Raw genomic sequence first — 26,176 nt, forward strand, 5'->3', positions numbered from 1 at the left:
GCGCCGGCCCCGCCGGCGGCTGCCCGACCGGCTCGCCGTGATCCGGCGGCCGGGTGCGCATCCGCTCGCCGGCCGATGCCGGCGGACGCTCAGTCCCGCTTCGTCGCGTCCGCGTCGCCCGACGCGGCCTCGCCCTTCGCCGGCGCAGCGTCCGCGGCGGCCTTCGTCGCATCCGCGTCACCCACGGCCTTCGTCTCCGTCACATCCACGCCGGTCTTCACCGCATCCGCCTTCGCGCCGTCCGCCGCAGCCTCGGCGCGCACCCCGTACTGGGGCTCGCCGTGCTCGTCCTCGAGCGGCGCGGCCGGGGTCGCGTCCTTCGCCGGGGCGGCATCGTCGACCGGACTCTTCTCGATCTTCGCGATCGTCTGCCGGTGCACCCGCACGAGCGTGCCGGGCGTCGACTCGATCGTGACGATGTTGTTTGCCTCGTCGATGTCGCGGATCGTGCCGAACAGGCCGAAGCTCGTCATGACCTCGGCGCCGGGCACCGCCCGACTCTGGGTCTCCTGCTGCTGCTGCTGACGCTTCTTGTTGTTGCGGAACGTCACGAAAATCAGCACCGCGAACACCGCGAGCAGAATCAGAAGCATCGGGTCCATGCAGTCACTCTCCAGTCCTCTGTGGCATCGCCGGAACGGACGACGCGCCCACCAAGGCTACCCTAATCGTCCATGAGCGTGGGCTGTGCGTCCGTCGGCCGAGGGGTGAGCCCCAGATGCCGCCAGGCGGCGGGGGATGCGACCCGGCCGCGCGGCGTGCGCAGCACGAGTCCGCTGCGCACCAGGTACGGCTCCACGACCGACTCGAGGGTGTCGGGCTCCTCCCCCACGCTCATCGCGAGCGGGCCGAGCCCCACCGGCCCGCCGCCAAACTGACGGATGAGCACCCCGAGCACCTCGCGGTCGAGCCGGTCCAGGCCCAGCTCATCGACCTCGTAGAGAGCCAGGGTGTCGCGCACCGCGACGAGCGGCGCCGCGTCCGGATGCACCACGAGCCAGTCGCGCACCCGGCGGATGAGCCGGTTCGCGATGCGCGGGGTGCCCCGGCTGCGCAGAGCGATCTCCATGATCGCGTCGTCCGGCAACTCCAGATCGAGCAGGCCCGCAGTGCGGCGCAACAGCTGGGCGAGCTCCTCCGGCGGGTAGAACTCCATGTTCGCGGTGAACCCGAACCGGTCGCGCAGCGGCGCCGGCAGTGCCCCCGAGCGGGTCGTGGCGCCCACGAGCGTGAACGGGGCGATCTCCAGTGGGATCGACGTGGCGCCCGGCCCCTTGCCGACCATCACGTCCACCCGGTAGTCCTCCATCGCGAGATAGAGCATCTCAGCGGCGGGCTTGGCGATGCGGTGGATCTCGTCGATGAAGAGCACCTCGCCCTCGGTGAGGGCACTGAGGATCGCGGCGAGGTCGCCGGCGTGCGTGATCGTCGGCCCGCTGGTCAGTCGCAGCGGCCGGCCCAGGTCGTGCGCGACGATCATCGCGAGCGTCGTCTTGCCGAGTCCGGGCGGGCCGGCGAGCAGGATGTGATCGGCCGCCTGCCCCCGGGCCCGGGCCGCAGCGAGCACGAGCGACAGCTGCTCGCGCACCCGCTGCTGCCCGACGAACTCGTCGAGATGCTGCGGGCGGAACGCGGTGTCGATCGCCCGGTCGTTCGCGTCCACACTGGCGGGGCTCAGCATCTGTTCGCCCTCGTCGCGGGCGTCACCGGCGGCCGTCATCGGGCCCCGCCGAGGACGCCGAGGGCGGCCCGCAGCAGCCCGTCCTCACCCTGCGCCCCGGCCGCGAGCGCCTGCTCCACCGCCTGCTGCGCGTCACGTTCGACCCAGCCGAGGCCGACGAGCGCGGCGGTGACATGCACCGAGGACGCCTGGGCCGCCGGGGTCGCCGCGGCCGCGGCCGGCCGCTGCGGCGGGGCGATCCGCCCGGCCAGCTGCACGGTGATGAGCTTCGCGGTCTTCGCGCCGATGCCGCTGACCGTCTGGAACGCCTTCGCGTCCTCGTCGGCGACCGCTTGGGCGATCCGCTCCGGGGTCAGGGCGCTCAGCACGGCGAGCGCGAGTTTCGGCCCCACGCCGCTGACCGACCGCAGCACGTCGAACAGCCCCTTCTCTTCAGGGGTGCGGAACCCGTAGAGGGTGACGACCTCGTCGCGGATGACGAGGGTCGTGAGCACGGTGGTCTCCTCCCCCGCGCGCACCGTCCGAGCATGCTCGGCGGTGACGCTCATCACGTAACCGACACCGCCGACGTCCAGGGTCAGCTGCTCCGCCCCGCTGCCGGCGACCACACCGCGCAGGAATCCGATCATCGTCTCCACCGCCTCTCGTCGTCACGTCCGACCGCGTCTCGCCCCGCGCCCTGCGCCCGGGCGCCGCCGGCATCACCCCAGTGCGAGTCTGGGCCGCGCACACCCGCCCGAGCCTCACGCCAGGCCCGCTGGGCCGGGGTCTCGCTCGCCGCCGCCCGGCCATCGAGCAACCGTTCGCCCGTGGGGCGCAGGCACTCGCAGATCGCCACGGCGAGGGCGTCGGCGGCGTCCGGCGGGCCGCCGACCTCGTCGACGCCGAGAAGCCGGGCGACCATGTGCTGCACCTGCGGCTTGCGGGCGGTGCCCGAGCCGGTCACCGCCGCTTTCACCTCGCTCGGCGTGTGCATCGCCAAGGGGACGCCCGCATCACCCGCGATGAGCATCGTCGCCCCGATGATGTGGGCCACGCCCATCACGCTGGCGACGTTGTGCTGGGCGAAGACCCGCTCCACGGCGATACCGTCGGGGCGATGCCGCGTCACCAGCCGGCGGATGTCGCCGGCGATGCGCTGCACGCGCTCGGTGACGTCCCGCTCGGGCGACGAGCGGATCACCCCGACCTCGACCAGCCGCACCCGTCGTCCCGGCAGCGACTCGACAACGCCGAAGCCGCAGCGGGTCAGCCCCGGGTCGATCCCCAGGACGACGGGCACCCGGTCACTCCTCCGCGGCCAGCTGCTCGACGATCTCGTCAGAGACGTCGAAGTTGCCGAAGACGTTCTGCACGTCGTCACTGTCCTCCAGCGCGTCGATGATGCGGAACAGCTTGCGGGCCGTGTCCAGGTCGACGTCGATGTGCAGGCCGGGGACGAACTCGACCTCCGCGGACTCGTAATCGAGCCCGGCCGCCTGCAGCGCCTGCCGGACGGCCACGAGGTCGTTCGGCTCGCTGAGCACGCGGAACTTGTCCCCGTCGTCCTCGACCTCCTCGGCACCCGCGTCGAGCACCGCCTCCAGGATCGTGTCCTCGTCGACCCCGTCGGCCTTCGGCACCGTCACGACGCCCTTGCGGCTGAAGTTGTATGACACCGACCCCGGGTCGGCGAGCGTGCCGCCGTTGCGGGTGAGCGCCGTGCGCACGTCGGCGGCGGCGCGGTTTTTGTTGTCGGTGAGACACTCGACGAGCAGGGCCACACCGCCCGGGGCGTACGCCTCGTACATGATCGTCTGGTACTCGGCGCCGCCGCCGACCTCGCCTGAGCCGCGCTTGACGGCGCGGGTGATGTTGTCAGCGGGAACGGAGTTCTTCTTCGCCTTCTGGATCGCGTCATACAGAGTCGGGTTGCCGTCGGGATCCCCGCCGCCGATGCGGGCGGCGACCTCGATGCCCTTGATGTACTTCGCGAAGGCCTTGGCGCGCTTGGCGTCGATCAGGGCCTTCTTGTGCTTCGTGGTGGCCCATTTGGAGTGGCCGGACATGTGACTCCTTCTGCTGGTCTCGTCTTGGGGATTCTACTCGGCGGGGTGCGACACCTCGGCGGCCCGGGCGGCCGCGACCGCCCGGGCCGGCGCCTCGACGCCGGGAGCGCCCACCGCATCCGAGACGCTGCTCACCTGCACTCGGGCGTCGGCGAGCGCGCGCAGCCAGGCGACCGCGTCGTCCACCGGCACGCCGTTGCACTGCGAGCCGTCGCGGAAGCGGAAGCTGACCGCACCCGCGGAGCGATCCTCCTCGCCGGCGATGAGCATGACGGGCACCTTCTGCTTCGAGTGGGTGCGGATCTTCTTGGGCATGCGGTCGTCGGAGGCGTCGACGCTCGCGCGCAGGCCGACCGCGCGCATCCGCGCCGCGACGTCCTCGAGGTACGGCGCGTACTCGTCGGCGACGGGGATGCCCACCACCTGCTCGGGAGCCAGCCACAGCGGGAACGCACCCGCGTAGTGCTCGAGCAGCACACCGAAGAAGCGCTCGATCGACCCGAACAGCGCCCGGTGGATCATCACCGGCCGCTGCTGGGTACCGTCGGCAGCGGTGTACTCGAGACCGAAGCGCTCGGGCAGGTTGAAGTCGAGCTGCAGCGTGCTCATCTGCCAGGTGCGGCCGATCGCGTCACGCGCCTGCACCGAGATCTTCGGCCCGTAGAACGCTGCGCCCTCGGGATCGGGCACGAGCTCGAGCCCGCTGGCCTCAGCCACCTCGCGCAGCGTGTTCGTGGCCTCCTCCCACACCTCGTCCGTTCCGACGTACTTCTTCGGATCCTTCGTGGAGAGCTCGAGATAGAAGTCGTCGAGACCGTAGTCCTTGAGCAGGTCGAGCACGAAGTTCAGCACGCTCGTCAGCTCGTCCTTCATCTGCTCGCGCGTGGTGTAGATGTGCGCGTCGTCCTGGGTGAACCCGCGGGCCCGGGTGAGGCCGTGGATCACGCCGCTCTTCTCATAGCGGTAGACGGTGCCGAACTCGAACAGGCGCAGGGGCAGGTCGCGGTAACTGCGGGCACGGGACGCGTAGATCAGATTGTGCATCGGGCAGTTCATCGGCTTGAGGTAGTAGTCCTGCCCCTGCCGCTTCACATTGCCCTCGGCGTCGAGCTCCTCGTCGACGTGCAGCGGCGGGAACATGCCGTCCTTGTACCACTCGAGATGGCCGCTGACCTCGTACAGGTGCGCCTTGGTGATGTGCGGGGTGTAGACGAAGTCGTACCCGGCCTCCTCGTGGCGGCGCCGGGAGTAGTTCTCCATCTCACGGCGGATGATGCCGCCCTTCGGGTGGAACACGGGCAGCCCCGAGCCGATCTCGTCGGGGAAGCTGAACAGGTCGAGCTCGACGCCGAGCCTGCGATGATCGCGCTTCGCGGCCTCGGCGAGCCGATGCTGATACGCCTTCAGCTCGTCCTTCGTCGGCCACGCGGTGCCGTAGATGCGCTGCAGCTGGGGATTGTGCTCGTCACCGCGCCAGTAGGCGGCCGCGGTGCGCAGCAGGTCGAAGCCATTGCCGATCAGGCGCGTGCTGGGCAGGTGCGGCCCGCGGCACAGGTCACTCCACACCGTGTCGCCGGTCTTCGGGTCGACGTTGTCATACATGGTCAGGCCCGAGCCGCCGACCTCGACCGACTCCTCGTCGTCGCCGGCGTGGCCCTTGAGCCCGATGAGCTCGAGCTTGAACGGCTGTGTGGCCTCCTCGCGGCGGGCCTCGTCCTCCGAGACAGATCGGCGCACGAAACGCTGCCCCTGCTTCACGATGCGCTGCATGCGCTTCTTGATCTCTTTGAGATCCTCCGGGGTGAACGGCTCGTCGACGCCGAAGTCATAGTAAAACCCGTCGGTGATGAACGGCCCGATGCCGAGCCGCGCGTCCGGTCGCACCTCCTGCACCGCCTGGGCGAGCACGTGGGTCGCCGAGTGCCGCAGGATGTTGAGGCCGTCCTGGCTGGTGATCTCAACCGACTCGATCGCCTCGCCGTCGCCCACAGTGCGGGACAGATCGCGCAGCTCGCCGTCGACCCGCTGGGCCACGATCTCGCGGCGGCCGTCGAACAGGTCGAATCCGGTGGTGCCCTCCGTCACCTCCCGAGGCTCGCCGTCGACTGTGATGCGGATGGTCTGAGACACCGTGGCTCCTCGAGCGTCAAGGCGTCGACCGATACGAGGCGGCCGGCGCGGGGTGATTGGGCAGTACCGCCCCATCCTACTCCAGCCCCAGGGCGGTGGACCCGGCCGGTGGGCCGTGCGGCACGCCCGCCGTCCACCGCCCGCCGCACACAGGCCTGCCGGATGAGCGCCGGCCTGCCACGCAGTGGCAGCACCGGGCACCTTCCACCTCCTCCGGCAGGTCCGTGCACGGGATGCCGCCCGAACCCGTCCAGCAGCACAAGCCGGGGCCACGCGACTGACGCGAGCCACCCCCTCGCCACGCCGAGGATGCGAGGGTCGCGAACGATACGCTATACTCATCGAGTTGCTGCGCGAGGTCACCTCGTTGAGCACGGGCGATTGGCGCAGGTGGTTAGCGCGCTTCCTTCACACGGAAGAGGTCGCTGGTTCGAGTCCAGTATCGCCCACATCGGAAGAGCCCCGTGATCCCAAGGATTCCGGGGTTCTCGTCGTCTCCGGGCGGGTGCGACGAGAGCCCCGGAGTGGGGATGAACAGGCTGGTTGTGCCACAGAGTGCACGGCTGCCGCACCGGATGCAGGGGCAGTGAGCGACGGAGCATGCTATGCGGTTTCGTTCACTCGTTCTCAGACTGTCGCCCAGAGGTGTCGAGACTGGCGATCAGCGCGTCGGGTCGGACCTGCCATCCGTGATCGGTCATCCACCCCACGATCGGTGACCTCCACGTCGATGACCACGTCGACGGCGATGTCCGCCCCACCACGTCCGGCACCCGAGGCACATCCCGTGCCGATACACTCCCAGAGACGATGATGCGAAGGGCATCTCATGCCGTTCCGGCCGAGGCGCAGCGACTGTGGGCATGTGTCTTCCATCGGATCGGACCGACGAGCGCAGAGAGAAGGAGACCTCATGACCAGGAACCTGCCGGTGAAGCCGGTCGTCCGGGACGGCCGGACCTACTACCCGCTGGAGCGAGCCGACCAACTGCCCGAGGCGGTCGGCGACGACCAGCACTTCACCCGCGCCGGGGTGCCGGTGCGATTCACCCGGGTCTCGGGGCGAACCTGGGTGGTCCACCGCGAGGACCGCCCCGGGTCGACCGGGGTGCTCGTGCTGCAGGATGACGGCCGGTACCTGTACAGCGCATCCGCCGCCGCTGACTCCGGGTTCCCCGGCTGGCGGATCCCCGTGCAGCGGTTGACCTGGGAGAGCTTCCTCGACCTGTTCACCGATACCGGCGAACAGACCGCCGCATCGCGCGGCTGAGCCTGGCTCCCCGGCACAGGTCAGCAGAGACACGATGAGGCCCGCACGGAACGTTCCGTGCGGGCCTCATCGTGTGATGTGCGCTGCGTCAGTGAGCCAGGCGTCCGCGGTAGGCCTCGAATGAGAAGCCGACAAGCGCGATCACCAGCAGAGCTGCACCGATGATGGTCAGCCAGGTGCCGACCGCCAGGCCAGCGAAGATCACACCTGCGGCGACCGCGACGGCTAACGGCCACCAGCTCCACGGGGCGTACCAGCCGTAGTCCGGATCCGCATCCTCGATGTTCGCGTTCGGATCATCCTCGGGAGGGGTGCCGCCCATGTTGTGAGCAGCCTTGAACATCCAGAACGCCGGGAACCAGGCCATCCCGACGCAGAGCGCCAAGATCGTCGTCCCGACAGGCTCGATCGGGAGCGCACGGTTGAACAGACCGACGCCATCATGCGGGAAGGCGAGGCTGGTTCCCATGTACCCGAACAGTGCCAGCAGGAAGAACAGACCGATTCCGAAGAGGACGCGTGCGTTCGTCTTCATCAGTTCTCCTTCTGCTCAGACCCACTGCCCACCGCTGCAAGCGGGCGCTCTTCCGCCACAGCCTTGCGCGCAGACGCGACGGCCAGCTCCGGGTGGTGCAGATCGAACGCCGGACGCTCCGACCGGATTCGCGGGATCGAGGTGAAGTTGTGCCGCGGGGGCGGGCAGCTGGTGGCCCACTCGAGCGAGCCGCCGAAACCCCACGGATCATCCACCGTGACCTTCTTGCCGTACCTGGTGGTGATGTACACGTTCCAGAAGAACGGCAGGAACGAGAGCGCCAGGATCGCCGCACCGATGGTGGAGACCTGGTTCAGCGTCGTGAACCCATCCTGCGGCAGGTAGGTGTAGTAACGACGGGGCATGCCCATCGCACCCAGCCAGTGCTGCACGAGGAATGTGGTGTGGAAGCCGATGAACAGCAGCCAGAACTGGATCTTGCCGAGCCGCTCGTTGAGCATCTTCCCGGTGAACTTCGGCCACCAGAAGAACAGGCCGGCGAACATCGCGAACACCACAGTGCCGAAGAGCGTGTAGTGGAAGTGCGCGACGACGAAGTAGGTGTCGGACACCTGGAAGTCGAGGGCCGGCGACGCCAGGATGACGCCGGTGAGACCGCCGAAGCAGAACGTGATCAGGAAGCCGATCGACCACAGCATCGGTGTTTCGAAGGTGAGTGACCCTCGCCACATCGTGCCGATCCAGTCGAAGAACTTCACCCCAGTCGGGATCGCGATCGCCATCGTCATGACCGAGAAGAACGGCAGCAGCACCTGGCCGGTGACGTACATGTGGTGCGCCCACACCGTGGCCGAGAGGGCCGCGATCGAGATCGTCGCGATCACCAGCGTGCGGTAGCCGAAGATCGGCTTGCGACTGAAGACGGGGAAGATCTCGGAGACGATGCCGAAGAACGGCAGCGCGATGACGTACACCTCAGGATGCCCGAAGAACCAGAACACGTGCTGGTAGAGCATCGCTCCCCCGGTCTCCGGGTCGAAGATGTGCGAACCGAACTTGCGATCGGCAAACAGCGCGAACAGAGCCGCTGCGAACGGGGGGAACGCCATAATGATCAGGATCGAGGTGACCAACGTGTTCCAAGAGAAGATCGGCAGCCGCCACATCGTCATGCCCGGCGCGCGCAGCGAGACGATCGTTGCGATGAAGTTCACCGCGCCCATGATCGTGCCGAACCCGCTCATGGCGAGACCGATGACCCACAGGTCACCACCCATGCCCGGCGAGTAGGTCGAGGTCGACAACGGCACGTACGCCGTCCAGCCGAACGAGGCTGCTCCCTGAGGAGTGAGGAAGCCTGCGGCTGCGATGAGCGAGCCGACCGTGTACGTCCAGAAGCCCAGGGCGTTCAACCGCGGGAACGCGACATCCGGCGCACCGATCTGCAGCGGGATCAGCACGTTGGCGAACCCTGCGAAAAGAGGAGTCGCGAACATCAGCAGCATGATCGCGCCATGCATCGTGAACAGCTGGTTGTACTGCTCCTTCGTGGGCACGACGCTGAGTCCCGGTGCGAACAGCTGCGACCGGATGATCAGCGCGAGCACGCCCGCGAACAGGAACCACAGGAAGGACTGGGTGATGTACATGTAGCCCAGTGTCTTGTGATCCGTCGTGGTCAGGTAGTCGACGATGCGACTGCCCTTCTTCTTCAGTGAGGGCGAGTATCCACTCGCCATGGCCGTGGTCGTCATTCTGCCACCCCTCAGTTCTCCGTCACCGCAGCCGCACTCTGCTGCGACTCGGTGTCATTCGACTCATACTTGAGATCCTGGCGACGGTCCAGCAGATCGTCGAGCGCGCCGGTGTTGCCCCGGTCGCGAAGCTCGCTCAGGTGCGCCTCATACTCCGTCGCGGAGACGACCTTGACGTTCATCAGCATCATCGAGTGGTACTCTCCGCACAGCTCGGCGCACTTCACCGGGTACGTGCCCTCCTTCTCAGGAGTGAACGTCCAGTAGTTGTTGTGCACGCCCGGGAGTAGGTCCTTTTTATAGAGGAACTGCGGCACCCAGAACGAGTGAGCGACGTCGCGGGAGTCGAGCTTGATCTTGACCTCCTGGCCGACCGGCAGATACAGCGTCGGCAGATCGCTCTCGTCGAAGGTGTCACCGCCGTAGTACTGCGCCTGGAGGCCCGCATCCTCGTGGACGTCCGCCGCGCCGTCATCGGTGAGGTAGTTGATGTCCCAGCTCCACTGCTTGCCGACCACCTGCACCTGCACGTCGGCGCCATCGTAGGCGGGCGTGGCCTTCGCCTCGGTCGCCGTCTGCACGTTCACCGTGCCGACGAAGAAGCCGATGATCAGGATGAACGGAACCGTGGTGTAGAGCACCTCGATCGGCAGGTTGTACCGCGTCTGGGCGGGCACAGACCGGTCGCCCCTGCGGCGGCGGTACGCGATTATGCTCCAGATCGTCAGCCCCCACACGACGATGCCGACACCGAGCAGCACGATCCAGGAGTTCACCCACAGCGAGGAGATCGCCTGGGTATGATCCGTCGTGTCAGTGGCCGGCAGGAAGCCGCGCTTCGCCTCATCCGAGCATCCACTCAGCCCAAGGGCCGCCAGCCCTGCGACGGCTGTCGCCGCAACGGCTCTCTTCACTCTCGAACGCACCATAGTTCCTATCGGTAGCTTCTGAACGCAGCGTCGACACACATCGGCGCATTCACCATGTTACCTGTTCGCCGGACGCGGAACGGACCACGCACCCCGTCCTCCCACGAGACACCCGTGTCCCACCTGTGAATTCCCAACTCTTTCCGGGCCTGATGCGCCTCCGACCGTGCCGCGCCCGACATCTCAAGTTCTCGGACAGCTGTCGGAAAGGCGCCCGCTCACCGTTCAGTGAGTGATCGCCCACACCGTGGCACCGCCATTCCACCCGGCCGGAACGACGAGACGGGGACGCCGGCACCGAGCCGAGCGCATCCCCGCCACTCCCCGACCGGCGCGCCCGGCCGGTCGTGCAATGCGTGAGATCAGTGGAACGAGTCGCCACACGCGCAGGTGCCCTGCGCGTTGGGGTTGTCGATCGTGAAGCCCTGCTTCTCGATCGAGTCCTCGAAGTCGATCACCGCGCCGTCGAGATACGGAGCGCTCATCCGGTCGACCACGACCTCCACCGCGGGGCCGAACTCGGCCACCAGGTCGTCATCGAGCAGCCGCTCGTCGAAGTACAGCTGGTAGATCAGCCCCGAGCAGCCGCCTGGCTGGACGGCGACACGCAGACGCAGATCGTCGCGCCCCTCGCGCTCGAGCAGGCTGCGCACCTTCTCGGCGGCCGCGTCAGTCAGCCGCACGTTGTGCGTGCCGATCTCGTCGGCGGCTCGGGTGGAATCCATCGTGTCCGTGCTCATCATCCGCTCCTCTTGCACGTCGATCGGCGCCCTCGATCCCGTCCCGGGATCGGCGGCCAGCCGCTGGTCGCACTCACCTTACCGCGCCCCACGTACAATGGGGAGGTCTCCATTCTGTGAGACACGCGCCCATCAGGGCACGTCCGTCCAGCGATCAGGAAGCGTCACCCCGTGTCGAAGAGCCAGCAGTCGAGCGAGCAGCCGCAGCAGAGCGAGCAGCCCCGGTCACAGGGCAAGGGCCACCCCACCCCGAAGCGCCGCGAGGCCGAGGCGCGCAACCGCCGCCCGCTGATCCCGAACGACCGCAAAGAGGCGAAGGCCCGCGCCCGTGCGGAACGCGACCGCGCCCGCATCGGCATGGCCAACGGCGACGAGCGCTACCTGCCCGCCAAGGAGGCCGGCCCGCAGAAGCGACTCATCCGCGACTACGTCGACGCACGCTGGACCGTCGGCGAGTTCATGCTGCCCGTGATGATCGCCATCATCCTGCTCATGTTCCTGAACAACCCGTACGTGATCTTCATCTACACGTTCGGCCTGTGGATCTACGTCGCCGCCCTGGTCATCGACGGCCTGCTCATCGGCCGCCGCGCGCGCCGGATCGCCGCCGAGCGGTTCGGCAAGGAGAACGTCGAGCGCGGGCTCGGCTGGTACGCCGCGATGCGCTCGATCCAGATGCGCACGATGCGGCTGCCGAAGCCGCAGGTCAAGCGCGGCCAGTTCGATCCGAACCGGCCGCTCTGACCACGTGGACTCCGTCCGCGCCCCGGTCGGCGGCCTGCCGATCGAGATGGGGCGGCGCCGCCCCAGGCCGCCCTCGGCCCGCCACGACTCCGCAGCTCACCGCTCCGGAGGCAGCCGGCTCACCGGTACGCCGACGCGGTGAGCTCGGCCAGCGAGTCGAACCGGCTGCGCCGCAGCATCCGCCGCAGCCCACGGTTGATCCGGGCCGCCCAGCGGGGCCCCTCGTACACGAACGCGGTGAACCCCTGCACGAGCGTGGCGCCCGCGGCAAGCCGCCTCCACACGTCGGCCGCATCGGCCACCCCGCCGACAGAAACGATCGGCAGCCGGGCGTCGTTATGCGCGGCGAGCAGACGCAGCACCGCGAGCGAGCGATCATGAAGCGGCCGACCAGAGAGCCCGCCGGCTCCGATCCGGGCGATCTCCTCCGGGGAGGCGGTGAGCCCATCACGAGTGATCGTCGTGTTCGTCACGATCACCCCCGCGAGCCCGAGCTCCGCAGCCAGCCGGAGGATCGCCACCAGCTCGTCGTCGGCCATGTCCGGGGCGATCTTCACGAGCACCGGGGTGTCGCCGGCGACCGACCGGATCGCAGACAGCAGCGGGCGCAGCGCCTCGACATGCTGCAGCTCCCGCAGCCCCGGCGTGTTCGGGCTGCTCACGTTCACGGCCAGGTAATCGGCCACCGGGGCGAGCACACGCGCCGCCCGACGGTAGCTCTCCGGCGCCTCAGCGAGCGGCACTACCTTGTTCTTGCCGATGTTCACGCCGACGACCAGGTCGTCGCGACGAGGACGGCGGGCGAGCACCCGGGCGGCGCGCTCCGCCCCGCGGTTGTTGAACCCCATCCGGTTGATCAGCGCACGGTCGGCAGGCAGCCGGAACAGCCGGGGCCTGGGATTTCCAGGCTGCGGATCGGCCGTGATCGTGCCCACCTCCACATGCCCGAAGCCGAGGTCGCCGAGCGCGTCGACCATCACCGCGTTCTTGTCGAGCCCGGCGGCGACGCCGAGCGGCGACGGGAAGCGCCGGCCGAACGCCGTCACCGCGAGCGCGGGATCCGGCCTGGTGAGCCGGCTGACCAGCGTGCCCGCGCAGGTGGCGTGCATGACACGCAGGGCCGCCACAGTGAGCACGTGCGCCCGCTCCGGCTCGATGCGGGTGAGGACATTGTCGAACAGCAGTCGGTAGATCACGCGTCCGTCTCTCCCGCGTCCACCGCGGACGCGTCCGTCTCGACCTGCCCGGCACGCGCGTGGCCGACACGGGCGGCGCGCAGCGCCTCCACCGCGTGCTCGAAGTCGTCGATGGAGGCGAAGTTGCGGTACACGCTCGCGAAGCGCAGGTAGGCGACCTCGTCGAGGTCGCGCAGCGGCGGCAGGATGGCCAACCCCACGTCATGCGAGTCGACCTCGCTCGATCCGGTCGACCGGATCGTCTCCTCGACCCGCTGGGCGAGGAGGGCGAGATCCTGCTCGCTCACCGGGCGCCCCTGGCAGGCTTTGCGCACGCCGGCGATGATCTTGTCGCGACGGAACGGCTCGACGACGCCGCCACGCTTGACCACGGAGAGTGAGGCCGTCTCGATCGTGCTGAAGCGCCGCCCGCACGCCGGGCACTGGCGACGGCGGCGGATCGACATGCCGTCATCGGAGGTGCGGGAGTCGACGACCCGGGAGTCAGGGTGCCGGCAGAACGGGCAGTGCATGTCAGCGGGCGCCCTCCGCGTCGTCCTCGAAGCGCGCCGCGATGCTCTCGGCGTGCGCCTCCAGGCGCTCGGCGCGCGCGAACCGCTCGATCGGCCGGGCGATCTCGCCGAGACCCTCACGGGTGTACTCGATCAGCTGCTGCGGGCGCAGGAACGTGTAGGCGCCGAGGGCGGGGCTGAACCGGGCGCGGCCGCTGGTGGGCAGCACGTGGTTCGAGCCGGCCATGTAGTCGCCGAGCGGCACCGGCGACCAGGGGCCGACGAAGATCGCCCCGGCGTTGCGCACCCGGTCTGCGACGCTCACGGCGTCACGGGTGATGATCTCCAGGTGCTCGGGCGCATACGCGTCACTGACGGCAATCGCGGCATCCAAGTCGTCGACGAGCACGATCGCCGACTGCTCCCCCTCCAGCGCCACGGTCGCCCGCTCGCGATTCGGGGTGCGCGCCAGCCGGGCCGCGACGCGCTCGCGCACCCGGTCGGCCAGCTGCGGGTCGTCGGTGACGAGCACGGAGGAGGCGGCCTCGTCATGCTCGGCCTGGCTGAGCAGGTCGGCGGCGACGAGATCGGCATCGGCCGTCTCGTCGGCGAGCACGAGGATCTCCGTCGGCCCGGCGACCGAGTCGATCGCCACGTCGCGGGAGACGGCAAGCTTCGCGGCGGCGACGAAGGCGTTGCCGGGGCCGGTGATGACGTCCACCGGGTCGAGCCCGATCTCGGGCACGCCGTAGGCGAGCGCGGCGATCGCGCCGGCGCCGCCGATGGCGTAGATCTCATGGACGCCGAGCAGCCCGGCGGTGGCGAGGGTGAGTGGGTGCACGCCGCCGTCGTGGTCGCGCTGCGGCGGTGACATCAGCGCCAGCCGGTCAACGCCGGCGACCATCGCGGGCACGACGTTCATGATCACGCTGGAGGGATAGACGGCCTTGCCTCCAGGCACGTACAGGCCGGCGGCGCGCACCGGCGACCAACGCTGGACGATGCGGGCGCCGCCCGGGAACTCGGTCGTCACCGGGTCGCGCAGCTGCGCCCGGGTGGCCTGACTGACCCGCTCGATGGCGATCTGCAGCGCCTCGCGGATATCCGCGTCCAACGCCGCCACCGCACGGTCGATCTGCTCCTGCGGCACGCGGAAATCGGTGATCTCGACATGGTCGAAGCGCCGGGCCTGGTCGACGAGCGCGTCGCGGCCGTGCGCGCGCACCGCGGCGATGATGTCGGCGGCGGCGGACGCGGCGGCCGACACGTCCTGCTCGGGGCGCGGCAGCTGGTCGCGCAGCCGCAGCGCGTTGACGTCCTGGTCACGGAGATCGATGGTGTGAAGCACGTGGCCAGTCTACCGCGCGGCGGTCGACCGGGCGGGCGCGCGGTCGCGGCACGGCTGCGGATGGGCAGGTCGGCGGGCCGATGCGCGCACCCGCGGCCGGATGTCGCCCGCGCCGTCGGCGGAAGGCGGCGGTCCCCGGGCTCAGGCGAGACCGGGCTCAATCGATGCAGTTCGCCCCGAGCAGCGCCTTCAGCTCGCTGTACAGCGCAGCCGTGACGTTCACCCGGTACGGGATCTCGAACACGCGCTCGGCTCCCGGGGTGACGAGCTTGAGCAGCACCTCCGTGTCGCCCTGGTGATGCACGAGGATGCTCGAGAGGTCCTCGACGATGTCCGGGGTGGCGGCGTGCTCGGGGATGCTGACCATGAGCGGCAGGCCCGATCCACCCTGTTGGCGGATGTCCGGGCTGAACACGGCGTACGCGTGCAGGTTCGCCCCGTCGTCACGGATGTTCACCCGGCCGCGGACGACCGCGATTGTGTCCGACACGAGCGCCGGGGCGAACTCCTGGTAAGTGCGCCCCATGAACAGGGCCTCCATCTCACCGGTGAAGTCCTCGACCGAGATGATCGCGTACTCGTTGCCGCTGTTGCGGGCGATGCGCTTCTGCACCCCGGTGATCAACCCGGCGATGGCGACCTTGTCGCCGTCGTGGTACCGCTCGCCGCCGGTGATGTCAGCGATGTTCGCGTCGGCGTGCCGGGACAGCTCGCGCTCCAGCCCGTGCAGGGGATGATCGGAGACGTACAGGCCGAGCATCTCGCGCTCGAAGGAGAGCTTGATGTGTTTGTCCCACTCCGGCCGGTCGGGGATCTCGGCCCCCGGCTGCTCGTCGAGATCGAACATCCCGGCGAACAGGTCGACCTGGCCGTGCGCCTCGTTGCGCTTGAGCTTCGCGGCCTCGTCGACCGCCTGCTCGTGGATCTCCATGAGCGAGCGGCGGGTGTGACCGAGGGAGTCGAATGCGCCGGCCTTGATGAGCGACTCGATCGTGCGCTTGTTGCACACCGCCAGCGGCACCTTGCGCAGGAAGTCATGGAACCCGGTGAAGGCCCCCTGTTCCTCGCGGGCGGCCACGATCTGCTCGACGACGTTCGCGCCGACGTTGCGCACCGCGCCGAGCCCGAAACGGATGTCCTTCCCCACCGCGGAGAACCCGAGGAACGACTGGTTGACATCAGGAGGCAGCACCGAGATGCCCATGTGCCGGCACTCGTTGAGATACATGGCGAGCTTGTCCTTGGCGTCGCCGACGCTCGTCAGCAGCGCGGACATGTACTCGGCCGGGTAGTTCGCCTTCAGGAACGCCGTCCAGTACGACACGATGCCGTAGCCGACGGAGTGGGCCTTGTTGAACGCGTACCCCGCGAATGGCAGCAGCGTGTCCCACAGAGCCTTGATGGCCTCCTCGGAGTAGCCGTTGTCGACCATCCCCTGGTGGAAGTTGCCGTATTGCTTGTCCAGCTCCGACTTCTTCTTCTTGCCCATCGCGCGGCGGAGCACGTCGGCCTGGCCGAGCGTGAATCCGGCAACCCTCTGGGCGACGCCCATCACCTGCTCCTGGTAGACGATCAGGCCGTATGTCTCGCCCAGGATGTCCTTCAGCGGCTCCTCGAGCTCCGGGTGGATCGGCTGGATCGGCTGCAGGCCGTTCTTGCGCAGCGCATAGTTCGTGTGCGAGTTCATGCCCATGGGGCCGGGACGATACAGGGCGATGACGGCGGAGATGTCGGCGAAGCAGTCGGGCTTCATCTGCCGCAGCAGCGTCCGCATCGGCCCGCCGTCGAGCTGGAAGACGCCCAGCGTGTCGCCGCGGGAGAGCAGGTCGTAGGTGGGCTTGTCGTCGAGGGGCACCTTGTGCAGGTCGAGGTCGATGCCCCGGTTCTGCTTGACCGACTCGACCGCGTCGCCCATGACGCTCAGGTTGCGCAGGCCGAGAAAGTCCATCTTCAGCAGCCCGAGGTTCTCGCACGCGGGGTACGGGAACTGGGTGATGATCGCCCCGTCCTCCTCGCGCTTCATGATCGGGATGTTGTCGATCAGGGGCTCCTGACTCATGATCACGCCGGCGGCGTGCACACCCCACTGCCGCTTGAGCCCCTCGATGCCGCGTGCCGTCGCGAGGATCTTCTGCGAGACCTCGTCGTTCTCGACGACTTCGCGGAACTCGGCGCCCTCGGAGTAGCGCTTCGCCTTCGGGTCGTACATCTCGTCGAGGGTCATCTCCTTGCCCATGACGGGCGGGGGGAAAGCCTTCGTGAGCTTCTCGCCGGCGGAGAACGGCAGGCCGAGGATGCGCGAGGAGTCCTTGAGCGCCTGCTTGGCCTTGATCGACCCGTAGGTGACGATCTGACAGACCCGGTCGTAGCCGTACTTCTCGGTGACGTACTTGATCACGTCGCCACGGTGCCGGTCGTCGAAGTCACAGTCGATATCCGGCATCGACACACGCTCGGGGTTGAGGAACCGCTCGAACATCAGCCCGTGCTCGAGCGGGTCGACCTCGGTGATATGCATCGCGTAGGCGACCATCGAACCGGCCGCCGACCCGCGTCCCGGCCCCACGCGCACACCGTTGTGCTTGCCCCACTGGATGAAGTCGGCGACCACGAGGAAGTAGCCCGGGAACCCCATCTGCTCGATGATGCTCATCTCGTAGTCGGCGCGCTCCTGCACCTTCTGCGGGATAGTCGTCCCATACCGGTCATGCAGCCCCCGCTGCACCTCCTTCTTGAACCAGCTGAGCTCGGTCTCCCCCTCGGGCACGTCGAACTTCGGGGTGAGGTCGCGCTTGACGAACTCCACCTCGCATCGCTCGGCGATCGCGAGCGTGTTGTCGCACGCGTCCGGATGGTCGCGGAACAGCTCGCGCATCTGCTGCGGGGTCTTCAGGTAGAACTCGTCGCTGCCGAACTTGAACCGCTTGGGGTCGTCGAGCGTGGAGGCGGACTGCACGCACAGCAGCGCGGCGTGCGCCTTCGCGTCCTCGGCATGCGTGTAGTGCAGGTCGTTGCTCGCCACGAGCGGCAGGTCGAGATCGTGGGCGAGATCGAGCAGATCGCTCATCACCCTTCGCTCGATGTCGATGCCGTGATCCATGATCTCGCAAAAGTAGTTCTCGGGCCCGAAGATGTCACGATACCGAGCCGCGGCCTCGCGGGCCTCCTTGTACTGCCCCAGACGCAGCCGGGTCTGGATCTCACCGGAGGCGCAGCCCGTGGTGGCGATGATGCCCTTCGAGTACCGCTCGAGCAGCTCGACGTCCATGCGCGGCTTGAAGTAGAAGCCCTCGATCGACGACAGCGACGCCAGCCGGAAGAGGTTGTGCATCCCCTCGGTCGTCTCGGCGAGCATCGTGAAATGGGTGTAAGCGCCGCCGCCGGAGACGTCGTCCTCCCCGCCGCTGCCCCAGCGCACGCGGGTGCGCTCCTGGCGGGGCGTGCCCGGGGTCAGGTAGGCCTCAAGACCGATGATCGGCTTGATGCCGGCATCCTTGCAGGCGTAGTAGAACTCGTAGGCGCCGAACATGTTGCCGTGATCAGTGATCGCCAGCGCAGGGGATCCCTGGCGCACGGCCTCCGCGATGAGCGGCTTGATGCGCGCCGCCCCGTCGAGCATCGAATACTCGCTGTGCACGTGCAGGTGCACGAAGCTGTCGGATGCGGCCACGGAGGAGACGGACACCGGATGACACCCTTCCACGGGAGACGACGGGACCAACCGAGTCTACGCCGGGTGCGGGGGTCGGGGCGGGGGGCGGGAACCGCGGTCAGGTCACCCGATCCGGCCGGGCCGGGCCACGCGGCCGAGCCGAACCTGGCGGCCGGGCCGGGTCATGCGGCCGGCGGCACCGCCCCGCTCGGATCACGCAGCAGTGCGAGGGCCCGACGGAGGTCCTCCGGCGGCTCGCTCTCCACCCGCATCGGCTCACCCGTGACGGGGTGGTCGAACTCGAGGCGCACCGCGTGCAGCCACTGCCGGGGGAGCCCCAGCCGCTCGGCCAGCGCCATGTCCCCGCCGTAGAGCGGATCGCCGACGAGCGGATGGTGCACGGCCGACATGTGCACCCGGATCTGGTGCGTGCGACCGGTCTCCAGTCGCACCTCGACGAGCGTCCCGAGCGGGAACGCCTCCAGCGTGCGGTAGTGGGTCACCGACGGCCGTCCGCCCGCGACGACGCCGAACTTCCAGTCAGCCCGGGGCAGTCGACCGATGGGCGCGTCGATCGTTCCGGTGGTGGGATCAGGCAGACCGTGCACGACCGCGTGATAGGTCTTGCGCACGGTGTGCTCGCGGAACATGCGCTTCAGGACACTGTAGGCGGGCTCGCTGCGAGCGACGATCATCAGCCCGCTCGTGCCCACATCCAGCCGGTGCACGATGCCCTGCCGCTCGGGCGGGCCGCTGCGGGCGACACTGATCCCGCGGGACGCGAGCACCCCCAGCACGGTCGGCCCCGTCCAGCTGGTGGCCGGATGCGCGACCACGCCGACCGGCTTGTCGACGATGACGATGTCGTCGTCAAGATGGACGATCCGAAGCTCCGGGACGTCGACGGGATGCACGGCCAGGCGGTCGACCTCCTCCCAGTAGAGCGTGACGAGCCCCTCCGCGGCGAGCGGGTCAGCCTTGTGCAGCCGACGCCCCGCCTGCGTGACGTCGCCCGCGGCGATGATCGCCTGCACCCGGGCGCGGGAGAGCCCGGTCATCCGGGCGAGCGCCGTGTCGGCGCGGACGCCGACGAACTCCGCCGGCACCGGCAGCATCCTACTGGGCATGCGGCGCGCCCTCCTCGGGGCCCTCCCCCTCGTGCTCGTGGGTGACCTCGTCAATCTCCCGGGGGCGCAGCAGCATCACGACGACGAGCCCGACGACGCTCACCGTGAGCAGGATGTCGGCCAGGTTCATCACGGCGAAGCCACGCACCTGCAGCCAGTCGATGACATGCCCCCGCCCGAAACCGGGCTCGCGCACGAGCCGGTCGACGAGGTTGCCGAGCACGCCGCCGAGGAACATGCCGAACAGCAGCCGCATCTCGCGCGAGCGCAGGCCGCTGGCAGCCCAGAGCACCACACCGGTGATGGCCAGGCCGAGCAGGGTGAACAGCCACGTGACGCCCTCGCCCATGGAGAAGGCGGCACCCGCGTTGGTAACCAGGTGCAGCTGGACGAGATCGCCCAGCACGTCGACGGGACGCCCGTCAGCGAGGGCGGTCAGCGCCCAGCCCTTGATCGCCTGGTCCACGACGACGCACAGAAGCGCCGTGCTCACGACGACAGACAGCGAGCGGCGGGCCGTGGCCCGCCGCTCGTCGTCGTGCGAAGTCGCCGACTCCGCCATGCCGGGGTTACTTCCGTGCGGTGCCGTGCACCGACTTGGTCGTGCTGTCAGCGAGGGAACCGGAGTTCTCGAGATCCTTCAGCTGGCCGTTGATCCAAGACTTCAGCGACGAGCGGTACTGCCGCTCGAAGGTCTCGAGCTCCTTGATGTCGCCCTCGAGGCGCGTCTTGCGCGCGGAGAGATCGTTCAACTCGCGGGTCTTGCGCTCCTGCACCTCGGAGAGGATGCGCCGGGCCTCGCCCTGCGCCTCACTGATGAGCTTCTCCTTGGTCTGCTCGCCCTCGCGCACATGCTCGTCATGCAGCTTGCGCGCCAGCTGCAGCAGCGAGGTGGCCTGGTCGGACTCGTTCTGGGGCCCGGCAGGCTGTGCAGTCGAGGCAGCGGGACGAGCCGCGGTCTGTGCGGGGCGGCTGGCCAGCGCCTTCTGCAGACGGGCGACCTCCGCCTCGGCCTTGTCCAGCTTGCCCTGCAGCTCGGAGGAGTCCCCTCCGGCGGCGACCTTGGCCTTGAGCTCCTCGTTCTCCTCGGTGAGGCGACGGAACTCGACCACGACCTCGTCGAGGAAGTCATCGACCTCGTCCTGCTCGTAGCCATCGCGGAACTTCGTCGTGGTGAACCGCTTGTTCAGAACGTCATCGGGCGTCAAGGCCATTGAATACTCCTCAATAGTGTGTAGTTCGCTCTCGGCCAGAGCGTGAGCCAAACCCCATCAAATCGATCTTAGCCCATTGAGCACAACGCCCAATGTGCTGAAGACGAAGATGGAGAGAAAGATGCCGAAGTCGAGGCTGACCGCCCCGACCCGCACCGGGGGCAGCACCCGTCGGGCGAGCCGGATGGCCGGGTCGGTGATCGCGAACAGGATCTCTGCCAGCGCCGCGGCGAGACGAGGCAGTCGCGCGCTCCCGCGCAGCCCCAAGATCATCTCCACCAGGAACCGGAGGAACAGGATCGAGGAGTACGTCTGGCAGCAGAAGGCCAGGATGCCGAGCACGAGGCCCACGGGCGCCGCCTACTCCTCGGTGAAGAAGCCGACCCGGGTCGGATCCTCATCCACGGGCTCCGGACGCCGGTCGGCGCCGGAGACGAGCACATTCTGAGGGGAGAGCAGGAAGACCTTCGGTGTGACCCGTTCGATCTTGCCGAGCAGCCCCTGGGCCAGCCCCGACGAGAAGTCGATCAGCCGCCGGGCGTCCGGCTCGGTCATCTGGCTGAGGTTGATGATGATCGGCACGCCGCCGCGGAACCCCTCGGCGATCACCTGGACATCAGCGTACTTCTTCGGATGCACAGTCAGGATCTCATTGAGCTCCCCCGACTGCGTCTGCGCCGGGGTGCGCCGCAGCGGGGTCACATTGCTGCGCGGAGCGGCCGCGGGCGCGGTGCGCTCGGCGCTCGGCGTGGACTGAGACGCCTCGGCGTACTCCTCGTCATCGACGAGGCCGAGGTACTCGAGTGTCTTGCGCAGTGGGTTTCCCATGGCCATCCTCCAAATGTCGTCTTGAACAAGCCTACCGGTGAGTCTCCGGCACGCCGGTAATTGCCGTGCCGATTCTCAGGTGTGTCGCACCATGTCGCACGGCGGCGCGCCAGTCACTGCTCATGCCCGCGGAGATCGCGGTGGCCGCGGGGTCGACGCCGCGCACCACCTCGGCCAGCTCGCGCACCCGGGCGAACGCGGCGTCCGCGTCGGCGCCGACGGGGGCCACAGCCATGATCCCGCGCAGTCGCAGGTGACGGGAGGCAGCCACCCGTTCGGCGAGCGGCTCGAGCCCGGCGACGGCGACCCCGCCACGCGTGGGGTCGCCGTCGAGCGACACCTGCACGAACGCGTCGACCGGCCGGTCGAGCTCCACGCGGTCGAGATGGTCGACCAGCTCCGGGCGATCGATCGAGTGGATGCAGGTCGCCACCCGGGCCACAGCGGTCGCCTTGTTGCGCTGCAGCCTGCCGAGGAAGTGCCAGCGGACGGCCTCGAGCCCCGGCTCGGCGAGCTTGCCGCGCAGCCCCTGGAGCGTGTTCTCGCCCAGATCGAGCTGGCCGGCGGCCACGAGCTCGGCGGCCAGCGCGGCAGAATGATATTTGGTGACCGCGATCAGGTGCACGTCGGCGACGCTGCGCCCTGCGCGCGCTATCTCCTCCGCCAGCGCCGCGCGGTACGCCACAAGCCGCCGGGTGGTCGCACCCGGCCGATGATCATCCAGCGGCGGGACCTCCGCCCCACCGCGCTCCCCCGCCCCGGTCATTTCAGGAAGTCGGGGACGTCGAGCTCATCGTCGCGGTCGAACGCGTACGACCGGGCAGCGTATGGATCCGCCACCGGCGAGTCGGGCGCGGCCTCCGGCTCCGTGGTCTGCGGCGCGGACTCCGGCTCCGCCTGTGGACGCGGCGACTCGTCGCCCACACCGGCCGGCAGCGCCGCATCATCCGAGGTGTGCTCGCCGAGCCGCTCGCGGCCGCGGCGGATGTTGCGCTGCTCGTCCTCCTCGTCGAACCCGGCCGCGATGACGGTGACACGCACCTCGTCGCCGAGCGCATCGTCGAGCACCGTGCCGAAGATGATGTTCGCCTCGGGATGCACGACCTGCTGGATGAGCTGGACGGCCTCGTTGATCTCGAAGATGCCGAGATCCGACCCGCCCTGCACGGAGATGAGCACGCCGTGCGCGCCGTCGATCGTCGACTCAAGCAGCGGCGAAGAGATGGCCAGCTCGGCGGCCTTGAGCGCCCGGTCGGCACCGCGGGCGGACCCGATGCCCATCAGCGCGGTGCCCGCGCCCTGCATCACCGAGCGCACATCGGCGAAGTCGAGGTTGATCAGCCCCGGAGTGGTGATCAGGTCGCTGATGCCCTGGACGCCCGCGAGCAGCACCTGGTCGGCGATCGAGAACGCCTCGAGCATCGTGATGCCGCGGTCGGAGATCTTCAGCAGCCGGTCGTTCGGCACGGTGATGAGCGTATCGACCTCGGCGCGCAGGGCCTTGACGCCGTTCTCGGCCTGGGACATCCGTCGCTTGCCCTCGAAGGAGAACGGCTTGGTGACCACGCCGATGGTCAGCGCGCCGATCGACTTGGCGATCTTCGCGACGACCGGGGCGCCGCCCGTGCCGGTGCCGCCGCCCTCGCCGGCGGTGACGAAGACCATGTCGGCGCCGCGCAGGGTCTCCTCGATCTCGTCCGAGTGCTCCTCCGCCGCTCGGCGGCCGACCTCGGGGTCGGCCCCGGCGCCGAGCCCGCGCGTCGACTCCCGCCCCACGTCGAGCTTGACATCCGCGTCGCTGAGCAGTAGCGCCTGGGCATCAGTGTTGATCGCGATGAACTCCACACCCTTCAACCCGCGCTCGATCATGCGGTTGACCGCATTGACGCCGCCACCGCCGATGCCGACCACTTTGATCACGGCGAGGTAGTTCTGGTTCGTCGACATGTTGGACCGGCCTTCCATCAACCTTAAACTTCAACTAGAACGTTAATGTTCTACCGCGTACATCTTTTCGCTGCTCCGAGCGTAGTCGCTCACCGGTCACGTCGTGCGCGACACACGCGTGTGTCGCGATCCATGGCGCGACGGGGACACGCTCACGAGACGACCGGCAGCGACGGGGACGACACGTCGATCGTCTTCGCATCCGGTCGATCGGCCAGCAACGCCGTGAGCACCCGGGCCTTCAACGCACTCTGCTCGGCATCGCCCCAGACCACCGTCGCACCGCCCGTCAGGGTGAAGGTCACGTCGTCCTGCGTGGTCGCATGCGCCCGGGCCACCTGCGCCCGCAGCCCCTCGTCGAGACCGCGCAGCACCCGGGCCACCGACGAGAACGCCGGCGAGGTAGGGTCGGTGTCCGGCACGTCCAGGATCGGATACCCCGCCTGCGGCTCGGTCGCGGTGTCGACCACGACCCCGGCCGCGTCGACGAGCAACGACTCGCCGCCATGCCGGTACACCCCGACCGGGATGCGCTCGACGATCGTGACCGACAGCGTGTCCGGCAGACTCGCCCGCAGATCATAGGACTCGATCCAGCTGAACTGCTGCAGACGGTTGCCGACGTCCTCCCGCGACAGGCCGATGAGTGGACGCCCCCGCTCGGCGTCGAGCGCCGCGACGACCTCATCCTGCGACAGGTGCTCAGTGCCCTGCACAGTGATATGCCGCACCGACAGCCATGGTGAGAACACCAGCCCGAGCGTCACCGCGACGACCACGGCCAGGCCGATCAACACGAAGCGGCCGAGATGCAGCCCGGCCAGCAGCGTCCCGTCGGCCGCCCTGCCACAGGCGGGTCGCCCCATCTCGTCATGGCCCATGACCCGGCGCTCCTCCTGCCGGTCATGGTGCCTGCGTCGCCGGGCCGCCTCACGCACCCGAGCCCGAGAGGCATGCTCCTGTGCGGCCGCCAGACGCCTACGGGCGAACCCGCGCCGCGCCCCGGCCAGCCACGTGGCGAACGCCCCGGGCTCGCGGGGCCGACCGGCGCCGGCGCGCTCATCCTCCCCGTCACGCCCGTGCCCGGGCTCCTCCTCGCCCAGCCGCAGGCGCGGACGACGCATGCGGTCATCGCTCACGCGTCAGCGTCCGCGGCTCGACCCGCCTCGGGATGCGCCAGGCGCAGAGCTGCGACCAGCGGCGGCAGGATCGGGTACAGCTTCACTCCGAGAGTGAGCACGAGGTCGCCAGACCGGGCACGGGAGACGATCTCCGCGATCGCGCGGTCCCAGTCACCCGCGTGCGTGACCCGCTCGGGGCGAGGGAAGCGACCGGCGAGCCAGGCGCCGTCGACGCCCGGGATCGGCACCTCGCGCGCCCCGCAGATGTCGGTGACCACGGTGAAATCGGCCAGCCGGTCGAACACGGCGGCGAACTCGTCGGCGTGATCCCGCGCGCGACTGTACAGGTGCGGCTCGAAGACCGCGAGCACCCGGCCGTCACCGACGAGATCCCGCGCCGCGGCCAGGACGGCCGCCACCTCGGTCGGGTGGTGGGCATAGTCATCGACGACGGTGATGCCGTCGACGACGGCCCGCCGCTCGAACCGGCGGGCCGTGCCCCGGTAGTGGCCTGCCGCTTCCAGCGCGCGGGCGAAGGGATGCCCGAGACGCACGAGCACCGCGGTGACCCCCAGCGCGTTGAGCGCGTTGTGGTGCCCCAGCAGGTCCGAGCGCACCCGCACCGTCTGGCCGTCGTGCTCGGCGGTGACGAGACCATGCCACCCGTCGGGGGTGAAGCCCGTCAGACGGAACCCGGCCCCGGCATCCTCGCCGAAGGTCACCAGCCGCCGGCACCCGCCCAGACGCGGCAGGATCGTCCGTGTGAGCGGGTCATCGACATCGACGACCGAGAACTCCCGCGCCGCGGTGAGGAACCGCACGAACGCGTCCTCGATCGCCTGCGCACTGCCATAGTGATCCAGATGCTCGGTGTCGATGTTCGTCACGAGCACCCCGGCCGTGTCGTAGCGCAGGAACGACCCGTCCGACTCGTCCGCCTCGATGACGAACACGTCCGAGCCCCCCCACCCGGCGTTCGTGCCGAGCTGGCTGATCACCGCGCCGCACACAAAACTCGGGTCCTCCCCCAGCTCCCGCAGCGCCGTGACGAGCATCCCGGTGCTCGTGCTCTTACCGTGCGCGCCCGCGACGGCGATCACTCGGTGCCCGCGGGTCAGCCAGGCCAGCGCCTGAGACCGGTGGATCACCCGCAGGCCCAGCGCGCGCGCCCGGGCCAGCTCGGGGTTGTCCTCGTGCACGGCCGAGGAGACCACGACGGTGTCGGCCCCGTCGACATGCTCGCCCGCATGGCCTACGTGCACGGTCACGCCCAGCGACCGCAGCTCGGCGAGCCGGTCACCGTCGGCCTGATCCGAGCCTGTCACCGTCATGCCCCGCGCCGCCATGAGATGCGCGATGCCGCTCATCCCCGCGCCACCGACGCCGATGAAGTGCACCCTGCCGAGATCCTCCAGCAGCCGCTCGTCGCGCGTGGTCTCCGTCATATCCGTCATCGCCTG

25 protein-coding genes and 1 tRNA gene are annotated in these 26,176 nt (G+C 69.0%); 3 read left to right on the forward strand and 23 right to left on the reverse strand.

Annotated elements, in window-relative coordinates:
• Positions 1-89: 89 nt before the first annotated feature.
• From yajC to thrS, 6 genes are all read right to left on the reverse strand, one after another.
• Entirely contained in the window at positions 90-602 is a 513-nt protein-coding gene (gene yajC / locus F8O02_RS03640; RefSeq protein ID WP_158035882.1) for a preprotein translocase subunit YajC, read from the reverse strand.
• A 62-nt stretch (positions 603-664) separates the two neighbouring features.
• On the reverse strand, positions 665-1,720 hold the full coding sequence (gene ruvB / locus F8O02_RS03645) for a Holliday junction branch migration DNA helicase RuvB (protein WP_158035883.1): 1,056 nt from the start codon (positions 1,718-1,720) through the stop codon (positions 665-667).
• Positions 1,717-2,310 (reverse strand): Holliday junction branch migration protein RuvA, encoded by a 594-nt coding sequence (gene ruvA / locus F8O02_RS03650; RefSeq protein WP_158035992.1) that lies wholly within the window; start codon positions 2,308-2,310, stop codon positions 1,717-1,719. Before ruvA ends, ruvB begins: the two co-directional genes overlap by 4 nt.
• Positions 2,307-2,963, reverse strand: a complete 657-nt coding sequence (gene ruvC, locus F8O02_RS03655; RefSeq protein ID WP_158035884.1) for a crossover junction endodeoxyribonuclease RuvC — start codon at positions 2,961-2,963, stop codon at positions 2,307-2,309. Before ruvC ends, ruvA begins: the two co-directional genes overlap by 4 nt.
• Positions 2,964-2,967: 4 nt before the next feature.
• On the reverse strand, positions 2,968-3,729 hold the full coding sequence (locus tag F8O02_RS03660) for a YebC/PmpR family DNA-binding transcriptional regulator (RefSeq protein ID WP_158035885.1): 762 nt from the start codon (positions 3,727-3,729) through the stop codon (positions 2,968-2,970).
• Positions 3,730-3,762: 33 nt separating this feature from the next.
• Entirely contained in the window at positions 3,763-5,859 is a 2,097-nt protein-coding gene (gene thrS / locus F8O02_RS03665; protein WP_225734093.1) for a threonine--tRNA ligase, read from the reverse strand.
• A 375-nt stretch (positions 5,860-6,234) separates the two neighbouring features.
• Between thrS and F8O02_RS03670 the strand changes: the two genes are divergently transcribed.
• A tRNA-Val gene (locus F8O02_RS03670) sits at positions 6,235-6,308 on the forward strand.
• 464 nt (positions 6,309-6,772) lie between these two features.
• Positions 6,773-7,129 (forward strand): hypothetical protein, encoded by a 357-nt coding sequence (locus tag F8O02_RS03675; RefSeq protein ID WP_158035887.1) that lies wholly within the window; start codon positions 6,773-6,775, stop codon positions 7,127-7,129.
• 88 nt (positions 7,130-7,217) lie between these two features.
• Here F8O02_RS03675 and ctaF read toward each other — a convergent pair whose 3' ends face one another.
• From ctaF to erpA, 4 genes are all read right to left on the reverse strand, one after another.
• Complete coding sequence (gene ctaF / locus F8O02_RS03680; protein ID WP_158035888.1) at positions 7,218-7,664, reverse strand: aa3-type cytochrome oxidase subunit IV; 447 nt, start codon at positions 7,662-7,664, stop codon at positions 7,218-7,220.
• A complete protein-coding gene (ctaD, locus tag F8O02_RS03685; protein WP_404821172.1) occupies positions 7,664-9,364 on the reverse strand; it encodes an aa3-type cytochrome oxidase subunit I in 1,701 nt (566 codons plus the stop codon). The genes ctaF and ctaD overlap by 1 nt, the downstream gene beginning before the upstream one ends.
• Before the next feature lie 26 nt (positions 9,365-9,390).
• Positions 9,391-10,293 carry an aa3-type cytochrome oxidase subunit II gene (gene ctaC, locus F8O02_RS03690; RefSeq protein ID WP_225734094.1) on the reverse strand — a complete coding sequence of 301 codons (903 nt, stop codon included), beginning with the start codon at positions 10,291-10,293 and terminating at the stop codon, positions 9,391-9,393.
• Positions 10,294-10,670: 377 nt separating this feature from the next.
• Positions 10,671-11,048, reverse strand: coding sequence for an iron-sulfur cluster insertion protein ErpA (erpA, locus tag F8O02_RS03695; protein WP_158035891.1), 378 nt, complete (start codon positions 11,046-11,048; stop codon positions 10,671-10,673).
• A 171-nt stretch (positions 11,049-11,219) separates the two neighbouring features.
• Here erpA and F8O02_RS03700 point away from each other — a divergent pair, with 171 nt between their 5' ends.
• The gene (locus tag F8O02_RS03700) at positions 11,220-11,792 is read left to right on the forward strand and encodes a DUF3043 domain-containing protein (RefSeq protein ID WP_158035892.1); all 573 of its coding nucleotides are present in this window, start codon (positions 11,220-11,222) and stop codon (positions 11,790-11,792) included.
• Between the two features lie 119 nt (positions 11,793-11,911).
• Here F8O02_RS03700 and F8O02_RS03705 read toward each other — a convergent pair whose 3' ends face one another.
• The 13 genes from F8O02_RS03705 to murC all read right to left on the reverse strand — a co-directional run bounded on the left by F8O02_RS03705 (position 11,912) and on the right by murC (position 26,161).
• On the reverse strand, positions 11,912-12,985 hold the full coding sequence (locus tag F8O02_RS03705) for a quinone-dependent dihydroorotate dehydrogenase (protein ID WP_158035993.1): 1,074 nt from the start codon (positions 12,983-12,985) through the stop codon (positions 11,912-11,914).
• Positions 12,985-13,500, reverse strand: coding sequence for a transcriptional regulator NrdR (gene nrdR / locus F8O02_RS03710; RefSeq protein ID WP_158035893.1), 516 nt, complete (start codon positions 13,498-13,500; stop codon positions 12,985-12,987). The genes F8O02_RS03705 and nrdR overlap by 1 nt, the downstream gene beginning before the upstream one ends.
• A 1-nt stretch (position 13,501) precedes the next feature.
• On the reverse strand, positions 13,502-14,827 hold the full coding sequence (hisD, locus tag F8O02_RS03715; RefSeq protein ID WP_158035894.1) for a histidinol dehydrogenase: 1,326 nt from the start codon (positions 14,825-14,827) through the stop codon (positions 13,502-13,504).
• A 157-nt stretch (positions 14,828-14,984) separates the two neighbouring features.
• Entirely contained in the window at positions 14,985-18,497 is a 3,513-nt protein-coding gene (gene dnaE / locus F8O02_RS03720; RefSeq protein ID WP_158035994.1) for a DNA polymerase III subunit alpha, read from the reverse strand.
• Between the two features lie 164 nt (positions 18,498-18,661).
• Entirely contained in the window at positions 18,662-19,606 is a 945-nt protein-coding gene (locus tag F8O02_RS03725; protein WP_158035895.1) for an RluA family pseudouridine synthase, read from the reverse strand.
• On the reverse strand, positions 19,596-20,168 hold the full coding sequence (lspA, locus tag F8O02_RS03730) for a signal peptidase II (protein ID WP_158035896.1): 573 nt from the start codon (positions 20,166-20,168) through the stop codon (positions 19,596-19,598). Before lspA ends, F8O02_RS03725 begins: the two co-directional genes overlap by 11 nt.
• A gap of 7 nt (positions 20,169-20,175) precedes the next feature.
• The gene (locus F8O02_RS03735) at positions 20,176-20,820 is read right to left on the reverse strand and encodes a DivIVA domain-containing protein (RefSeq protein WP_158035897.1); all 645 of its coding nucleotides are present in this window, start codon (positions 20,818-20,820) and stop codon (positions 20,176-20,178) included.
• 57 nt (positions 20,821-20,877) lie between these two features.
• On the reverse strand, positions 20,878-21,171 hold the full coding sequence (locus F8O02_RS03740; protein ID WP_158035898.1) for a YggT family protein: 294 nt from the start codon (positions 21,169-21,171) through the stop codon (positions 20,878-20,880).
• Positions 21,172-21,180: 9 nt separating this feature from the next.
• Complete coding sequence (locus F8O02_RS03745) at positions 21,181-21,648, reverse strand: cell division protein SepF (RefSeq protein ID WP_158035899.1); 468 nt, start codon at positions 21,646-21,648, stop codon at positions 21,181-21,183.
• A gap of 31 nt (positions 21,649-21,679) precedes the next feature.
• Positions 21,680-22,333 carry a YggS family pyridoxal phosphate-dependent enzyme gene (locus tag F8O02_RS03750; RefSeq protein WP_179416298.1) on the reverse strand — a complete coding sequence of 218 codons (654 nt, stop codon included), beginning with the start codon at positions 22,331-22,333 and terminating at the stop codon, positions 21,680-21,682.
• A 77-nt stretch (positions 22,334-22,410) separates the two neighbouring features.
• Positions 22,411-23,595 (reverse strand): cell division protein FtsZ, encoded by a 1,185-nt coding sequence (gene ftsZ / locus F8O02_RS03755; RefSeq protein WP_158035901.1) that lies wholly within the window; start codon positions 23,593-23,595, stop codon positions 22,411-22,413.
• Between the two features lie 152 nt (positions 23,596-23,747).
• Positions 23,748-24,734: a cell division protein FtsQ/DivIB gene (locus F8O02_RS03760; RefSeq protein WP_158035902.1), complete on the reverse strand. Its 987-nt coding sequence runs from the start codon at positions 24,732-24,734 to the stop codon at positions 23,748-23,750.
• Positions 24,731-26,161, reverse strand: a complete 1,431-nt coding sequence (gene murC, locus F8O02_RS03765) for a UDP-N-acetylmuramate--L-alanine ligase (RefSeq protein WP_158035995.1) — start codon at positions 26,159-26,161, stop codon at positions 24,731-24,733. Before murC ends, F8O02_RS03760 begins: the two co-directional genes overlap by 4 nt.
• Positions 26,162-26,176 lie beyond the last annotated feature (15 nt).

This window comes from Pseudoclavibacter caeni, from assembly GCF_008831125.1.
GTDB classification, from domain to species: Bacteria; Actinomycetota; Actinomycetes; order Actinomycetales; family Microbacteriaceae; genus Pseudoclavibacter_A; species Pseudoclavibacter_A caeni.